Source organism: Streptomyces sp. NRRL F-5630, from assembly GCF_000719475.1.
Lineage (GTDB): Bacteria > Actinomycetota > Actinomycetes > Streptomycetales > Streptomycetaceae > Streptomyces.
Window position 1 is genome coordinate 1 of the sequence record NZ_JOGO01000131.1, and the last position, 7,300, is coordinate 7,300.

General features: G+C 72.1%; 5 protein-coding genes, 1 rRNA gene and 1 pseudogene. 5 read left to right on the top strand and 2 right to left on the bottom strand.

Features of this window, described 5'->3' with window-relative positions:
• The 5 genes and pseudogenes from IF99_RS0129530 to IF99_RS0129550 form a co-directional block, all read left to right on the top strand.
• Positions 1-587 (top strand): annotated as a pseudogene (locus tag IF99_RS0129530) (hypothetical protein); the annotation flags it as partial.
• Positions 577-1,872, top strand: a complete 1,296-nt coding sequence (locus IF99_RS0129535) for a hypothetical protein (RefSeq protein ID WP_031001401.1) — start codon at positions 577-579, stop codon at positions 1,870-1,872. The pseudogene IF99_RS0129530 and the gene IF99_RS0129535, both read left to right, overlap by 11 nt.
• Positions 1,869-3,422 carry an SCO6880 family protein gene (locus IF99_RS0129540; protein ID WP_031001403.1) on the top strand — a complete coding sequence of 518 codons (1,554 nt, stop codon included), beginning with the start codon at positions 1,869-1,871 and terminating at the stop codon, positions 3,420-3,422. Before IF99_RS0129535 ends, IF99_RS0129540 begins: the two co-directional genes overlap by 4 nt.
• Positions 3,423-3,497: 75 nt before the next feature.
• Positions 3,498-4,889, top strand: a complete 1,392-nt coding sequence (locus IF99_RS0129545; protein WP_031001405.1) for an ATP-binding protein — start codon at positions 3,498-3,500, stop codon at positions 4,887-4,889.
• A gap of 130 nt (positions 4,890-5,019) precedes the next feature.
• A complete protein-coding gene (locus IF99_RS0129550) occupies positions 5,020-6,570 on the top strand; it encodes a type VI secretion protein (protein ID WP_031001407.1) in 1,551 nt (516 codons plus the stop codon).
• 24 nt (positions 6,571-6,594) lie between these two features.
• On the opposite strand, the gene IF99_RS0129555 is transcribed toward IF99_RS0129550, so the two are convergent.
• Positions 6,595-7,155, bottom strand: coding sequence for a GNAT family N-acetyltransferase (locus tag IF99_RS0129555; protein WP_031001409.1), 561 nt, complete (start codon positions 7,153-7,155; stop codon positions 6,595-6,597).
• Positions 7,156-7,226: 71 nt separating this feature from the next.
• Positions 7,227-7,300 (bottom strand): 5S ribosomal RNA (gene rrf / locus IF99_RS0129560); the annotation flags it as partial.

Below are 7,300 nucleotides of genomic sequence, written 5' to 3' on the forward strand. Positions count from 1 at the left end.
CCACCGCCCCCACCGGCGACAAACCCACCCAGACCCCCAACGCCTCGGGAGTCCCGGCGGGATACCCCCGCACGAAGGCGGGGGCCGAGAGCGCGGCGGCGAACTACACGGTGGCACTGGGGTCGGACGGGATGTACGTGACGGATCGCCGCCACGCCATCCTGGACAGCCTCTACACGAAGAGCGCGGCCACGAAGAAGAAGGGGCCGCTGGACCAGGCGTACTCCCAGGACATCCTCGGACGTGTCGGCCTGGAGGCCGACGGCTCGGCCCCCGAAGGCCAGACCTTCGTGTCGAGAAGCGTTCCGGTCGGCACCCGTTCCACCGCGTACACCGACTCCGCCAGCACGGTGGAGGTCTGGTACATGGCCCTGATCGGCCTCGCCGGCACGGACACCACGCACCCGGTCACGACGACCTGGCAGACCATGGTCCTGGATCTTCAGTGGGTAGACGGCGACTGGAAGATCGTGAAGGACAGCCAGAGGAACGGTCCCACTCCTGTTCCGGGAGACGACCGGGCATCGGCCTCGGACGAGATCAGCAAGGCGATCGAAGGGTACGGAGGCTTCACCTATGCGCGGTAGCCCCAGCTCCTGGCGTCGGCTCACGGTCGTCACCGCGGGCCTTCAGCTCACGCTGCTCGCGGTCGCCACCCGCGCGGCCGCCGATCCGAGCCCCGCCCCCTCGGACAACCAGGACTGCGACCTCCTGGTCGGTCCGGCCAAGCGGTACTGCGGGAGCGGCGCCCCCTCGAACTCGGACAACGGCCTCCCCGACGCCCTCGACCCCCTCGCCTCCCTCGCCAACGGCTGTGCCGACGCCGCCTCCTGGACCGTCGACAAACTCTCCGAAGCCGTCAAAAGCACCGCCAACGTCGACTTCACCAACCCCAAGTTCCTCCAGCAGTACGCCGTCGTCTTCGCCGCCTCCACCATCCTCACCCTCCTCCTCTGGCTCCTCGCCGTGGCCAAGCGAGCCGTCCGCGGCGTCCCCCTCACCACCGCCATCAGCGAAGCGGTCGGCTTCCTCTGGCTCACCGTCCTCGCCTCCGCCTTCACCCCCCTCATCCTCTACACCGTCGTCTCCGCCACCGACGGCATCACCGCCGTCCTCTCCCGCACCACCGGCAGCCAGACCGACGTCTTCTTCGGCTCCTTCTCCAAAGCCCTCGACCAGGGCGACGACATCGGCGGCGGGCCCATCATGCTCGTCGTCGTCTCCCTCGTCTCGATCCTCGCCGCCGGCGTCCTCTGGCTCGAACTCGTCATCCGCGCCGCCCTCCTCTACGTCGGCGCCCTCCTCGGCACCGTCGTCTACGCCGGCCTCGTCGACAAGAACATGTGGGGCCACGTCCGCCGCTGGGCCGGCGTCATGATCGCGGTCATCCTCGTGAAGCCCGTCATCGTCATCGTCCTCGGACTCGCCGGCGCCCTCGCCGGCGACGACGGCCCCTCCGCCTTCTCCGCCGTCGTCTCCGGCCTCGCGATCATCCTGCTCGCCATCTTCGCGAGCGCCATGATCTACCGCTTCGTCCCCGGCTTCGGCGACGAACTCGTGGCCTCCCGCTCCAACCGCATGCAGCAGGGCGCCGAGTCCCGCGCCGCCGCCGTTCTCTCCTCCCCCGCCTCCTTCGTCGCCCAGGGCATCAAGACCCACAGCGCCCGCAACGACGGCGGCGGCAACCCCGGCGGCGGCCAGAACCAGGGCGGCTCCAAGACCCCCCACTCGGTCGGCGAAGGCATCGCCGCCCACGGCACCCGCGGCGGCGGCCGGCAAGCGGCTGCCCCCGCCCCGCGCTCCGCCACCCAGACCCCGCACGCGTCCAACCGAGGCACGGGCACCAACAGCACGGGAGGTGAAGGGCGTTGACGACCCCACCCCAGACCTACGCGACCCGCCGCACCTATCTCATCGGCCGCGCACGGCCCAACGCCGTCATCGGCCGCAACCGTGAGAGCGGCGAACTCGCCCTCATCATCGCCGGGGCCTTCCTCGGCATGATGTGCGGGCTCCTCGTCCCCTTCCTCGCCCTGCGCCTCGTCCTCCTCATGGGCTTCCCGCTCCTCGCCCTCGCCGCCGTCTACGTCCCGTACAAGCGCCGCACCTTCTACAAGTGGTACGAGATCAGCCGCAGCTTCAAGCGGCTCAACCGCAGCGGCCAGGCCACCTACCGCTCCGCCGCCGCCGAGGCCGGCACCCGCATCGACGGCCGCGAGATCGAGGTCGGCCCGCCCCCCGGCATCGGCCGCATCTCCTGGCTCTCCGCCCCCTTCGGCCCCGACGAGATCGCCGTCCTCCTCCACGCCGACCGCCGCACCGTCACCGCCGCCATCGAGATCGAGGGCCCCGGCGTCGGCCTGCGCGACTCCGAGGACCAGGAAGCCCTCGTCGACCGCTTCGGCACCCTCCTCAAGCACGTCGCCAACGGCGACGGCTTCGTCACCCGCCTGCAAATGCTCGCCCGCACCCTCCCCGCCGACCCCGACGCCCACGCCAAGGACGTCAGCCAGCGCGGCGACCAGCGCGCCCCGCTCTGGCTCCAGGACAGCTACGAGCAGCTCCTCTCCATGGTCTCCACCTCCAGCGAGCAGCACCGCGCGTACCTCGTCGCCTGCATGGACTACGGGCGCGAACTCGCCGCCGAGGCGAACGCCATGGCCAAGGCCGCGCGCCCCCACGGCGGCCGCAAGCTCGACCGCGACGCGGGCCTCGCCATCGTCATGGCCCGCGAGCTGACCGACATCTGCTCCCGCCTCCAGGAAGCCGACATCCGCGTCCGCCAGCCCCTCGGCCAGGGCCGCCTCGCCTCCCTCATCCACTCCATGTACGACCCCGACCACCCCATCGACCACCTCCAGGCCATGACCCGCCGCAACGCCTGGCCCGCCGAGCTGGACGCCACCGAGCCCACCTACCTCCAGGCCAAGACCCGCGAGTCCGCGACCCGCGAGCCCTGGTGCCACGCCACGGCCTGGGTCAAGGAGTGGCCCATGACCCCCGTCGGCGTGAACTTCCTCGCCCCGCTCCTCGTCCACACCCCCGACGTCATCCGCACCGTCGCCGTCACGATGGACCTCGAACCCACCGAGGTCGCCATCGAGCGGATGCTCACCGAGAAGACCAACGACGCCGCCGACGCCAGCCGCGCCGCCAAGCTCAACCGCACCGTCGACCCCCGCGACATGGCCGCGTCGGGCCGTATCGACCAGCGCGGCGACGACCTCGCCAGCGGCGCCGCCGGAGTCAACCTCGTCGGCTGGATCACCGTCTCCTCCCGCAACCCCGAAGCCCTCGCCCGCGACAAGCGCACCATCCGCGCCTCCGCCGGCAAGTCCTACCTCAAGCTCGAATGGTGCGACCGCGAGCACCACCGCGCCTTCGTCAACACCCTGCCCTTCGCCACCGGCATCCGCCGCTGACCGCCCGCCCCCGCCTCCGCACCCGCCGCCCCGCCGGCATCCATCGCACCACCCGCCACCGCCCGGGAGCCCGAGATGAAGGACCCGCTGACCCTCCTCACCGACGCCTTCGCCGCATTCCTCTTCGGAAAGGTCGAGACCACCCGTCTCCCCGTCCGCACCTCGACCGGGCAGGCCCAGGCCGTCTACCTCCCCACCGCCGCCCCGGGCCTCGGCGACTCCGGCGTCATCATCGGCCGCGAGGTCTACAGCGGGAAGGGCTACATCTACGACCCCTTCCAGCTCTACGGACAGCAGCTCCCCGCCCCCCACTGGCTCGTCCTCGGCGAGTCCGGCAACGGCAAGTCGGCGCTGGAGAAGACATACGTGATGCGCCAGCTGCGCTTCCGGGACCGCCAGGTCGTCGTCCTCGACGCCCAGGGCGAGGACGGCGTCGGCGAGTGGAACCTCATCGCCTCGCAGCTCGGCATAACCCCCATCCGCCTCGACCCGACCGCGGCCCTGGACATGGGCATCCGCCTCAACCCGCTCGACCCCTCGATCACCACGACGGGACAGCTCGCCCTGCTCCGCACGATCATCGAGGTCGCGATGGGCCACGGCCTGGACGAGCGCTCCGGCTTCGCGCTCAAGGTCGCCCACTCCTACGTGAACGAGACGGTCACCGGGCGGCAACCCGTCCTCACCGACATCGTCGAACAGCTCCGCCACCCCGAGCCGGAGTCCGCCGAGGCGATGAACGTCGCCCTGGAGGACGTCCGCGCCTGGGGCCTCGACGTCGCGCTCGTCCTCGACCGCCTCGTCGACGGCGACCTGCGCGGCATGTTCGACGGTCCGACCACGGTCGGCATCGACCTCGACGCGCCGCTCATCGTCTTCGACCTCTCGCACATCGACCGCAACTCCATCGCGATGCCGATCCTCATGGCGATCGTCGGCGTCTGGCTCGAACACACCTGGATCAGGCCCGACCGCAAGAAGCGCATCTTCCTCGTCGAAGAGGCCTGGCACATCATCAACAGCCCCTTCGTCGCGCAGCTCTTCCAGCGCCTCCTGAAGTTCGGCCGCCGCCTCGGCCTCTCCTTCGTCGCCGTCGTCCACCACCTCTCCGACGTCGTCGACGGCGCGGCGGCGAAGGAAGCCGCCGCGATCCTCAAGATGGCCTCGACGCGCACGATCTACGCGCAGAAGGCCGACGAGGCCCGCGCCACCGGCACCGTCCTCGGCCTCCCCCGCTGGGCCCAGGAGATCATCCCCACCCTGACCCCCGGCATCGCCGTGTGGGACGTCAACGGCAACGTCCAGGTCGTCAAACACCTCGTCACCGAGGCCGAACGCCCCCTCGTCTTCACCGACCGCGCCATGACCGAGTCCTCCGAGCCCTACCCCGAGGAACTCCTCGCCGCCGAACGCGAGACCGCCGAACGCGCGGCCCTCATGGAACAGCGCCACTCCGGAGTCGCCTGACCATGCGCGAGCGGCACGAGCCCGAGCCGTACCGGAGACGCCCCCGCCGGGACCACGCCCACCCGAGCCGCTCGCCCGCGCCCCAGCGGTACGAGGGACGGGCCGACGTCGCACGAGAGGACGCGCACCGATGAGCCCCCGCAAGGACGCCACCCCCGGCCGCCCCGGCGGCGTCCCCGACGGCGTGCTCCTCGGCGTCCTCGTGCTGGCCCTCGGCATCACCCTGCTGCTGTGGCTCGCGAGCGGCCTCGCCGCCCTCTTCTCGCACGGCGCCTGGCCCGGGGCGATCAGCCTCCGCAACACGCCGCTCGCGCTGCGCTCCCTGCTGACGGACCCGAAGGACCTCCACGCCGCCTGGCCCGACGCCCCCGTCTCGGCGCTCTCCGGCTACGGCCTCTTCTGGGGCCTCTTCTTCGGCCTCGCGATGGTTTTCGCCGCCCTCGTGCTCTTCGTCCTCTCCGCCGTCGCCCGCCGCCGCGCCCTCCGCGCCGCCCGCAAGAACCCGCCCCCGCCGCAGGCGGCCCCCGAGCCGGCGCTCCTGCCCGGGGAGGAGTCGGTACGGATAAGGGAAGAGGCCCTGCGCCGTCGCGAGGCCGCCCTCCGCCGTGAGGAGGAGGAACTCGCCCGGCGCGAGGAGGAAGCCCTCGGCCGCCGCGAAAAGGCCCTCGAAACCCGCCGCGAGGCCCTCGACCTCACCAAGCAGGACCCCCCGACGCCCCCCACCGAACTCGCGGCCCCCGCCGTCCCCGCCCCGCGCCGCCCTCCGCTCCTCCTCGCCGACGCCCCGGCCCGCCTGGCCGAGGCGATCGACGCGGTACGGGAGGCGGCGGGCCCCGTCCTCGTCGTCACCTCCCAGCCCGCACTGTGGCAGGAGACGAAGGACGCCCGCGCCAAGCTCGGCCCCGTCCTGGTCCACGACCCGCTGCTGCGCTGCGACACGCCCGACCGGCTCCACTGGTCCCCGTCCGCCGGCTGTGTGGACCCGAAGACCGCAGCGGTACGCGCCAGAGCGCTCCTCGCGCCGGTCCGCCCCGTCTCCCGGCTCGACGCGGCGACCGCCGACACGGCCGAGACCCTCCTGCGCTGCTTCCTGCACGCCGCCGACACGGACGGCCGCCCGGCCTCCCACGTCCACCGCTGGGCGCAGGGCACCCGCGTCCACGAGGCGGTCCGCATCCTCCGGACCCACCCCACCGCGGCACCCGGCGCCGCGGGCGAACTGGAGGCGGCGCTCACGGCGTACCCGGAACGGCGCGACGTGGCGCAGGAACTGACGGCCCGGGCTCTCTCCGGACTCGTCGAGGTGCATCTGCGCGAGTCCTGCACCCCGCACCGCGGCGACTCGGCCCGGCTGGATTCCTTCCTCGCCGAGGAGGGAACGCTCTATCTCGTGGGCGTCTCCGTCGAAGACCCCAAGGCGCACCCCGGTGCTCTGCCCTTCACGACGGCGCTTGCCTCCGACGTGGTCGAGCACGGCCGCCGCGAGGCCGTGAGGTCTCCCTCCGGTCGGCTCGACCCACCACTGACGCTCGTCCTGGAGGATGTCGCCGCGGTGGCCCCCCTCCCCGAGCTGCCGGCCCTCCTCACGACGGGCCCCGCCACGGGACTCCACGCCCTGGCCCTCCTGCGCTCCCGGGAACAGGCACGCAGCAGGTGGCCGGACACCGAACTGGTGGGCTGACACGCCCCGCAAGGCGTCTCCGCGCTACGCGTGCCCGCCCCGCGGGAGCGGGCCGTCCCACACGTACTCCAGCTCCTCGCCCGTCCCCGCCTGGTCCCGGACCCGGTGCCCGGTGGCCACGAAGCCGAGCCTCTCGTACGCGGCCACCGCCCGCCCGTTCTCGGCGTGCACGAACAGCCGCAAGCGCCCGGCCCCCACCTCGGCCGCCCATCCGCGCACCGCCGCGACGAGCGGCCCCAGTACCCGCCCCCCACCCCGGTGTTCGGGCCGCACGTAGACCCCGACGAGCTGTGCCTGCCGCTCCTCGATGGGCATCCCGAAGTGGTCCACTGCCCCCGCCTCCTCGACGATCCCCGCCACCGACCCGATCCAGCCGCCGTCCGGCGCGACAGCGACGAACTGCCGACTCCTCACCCCGGCCTCGGAGTTCGCGGCCTGCTCCTTCCAGAGCACGTCCGGTCTCCCGACAGCGTTCTCATACGTATCCAGAAAGGCGAGGTGCGCCATCGGGTCCCGCAGCGCGGCCAGCCGCAGGTCTTTCGCCAGCGGCCAGTCATCGGCGGCTACTACTCGTATGTCGTTCATGCGGCCGAAGATACCTCTGAACGCGGAAAAGCCCCGCACCATAAACGGTGCGGGGCTTCCCCACAAGAATTGTTCGGCGGCGTCCTACTCTCCCACAAGGTCCCCCTTGCAGTACCATCGGCGCTTTGAGGCTTAGCTTCCGGGT

Coding starts and splice junctions, on each gene's coding strand:
- IF99_RS0129535 (WP_031001401.1), top strand. CDS start 577: ATGCGCGGTAGCCCCAGCTCCTGGCGTCGGCTCACGGTCGTCACCGCG.
- IF99_RS0129545 (WP_031001405.1), top strand. CDS start 3,498: ATGAAGGACCCGCTGACCCTCCTCACCGACGCCTTCGCCGCATTCCTC.
- IF99_RS0129550 (WP_031001407.1), top strand. CDS start 5,020: ATGAGCCCCCGCAAGGACGCCACCCCCGGCCGCCCCGGCGGCGTCCCC.
- IF99_RS0129555 (WP_031001409.1), bottom strand. CDS start 7,155: ATGAACGACATACGAGTAGTAGCCGCCGATGACTGGCCGCTGGCGAAA.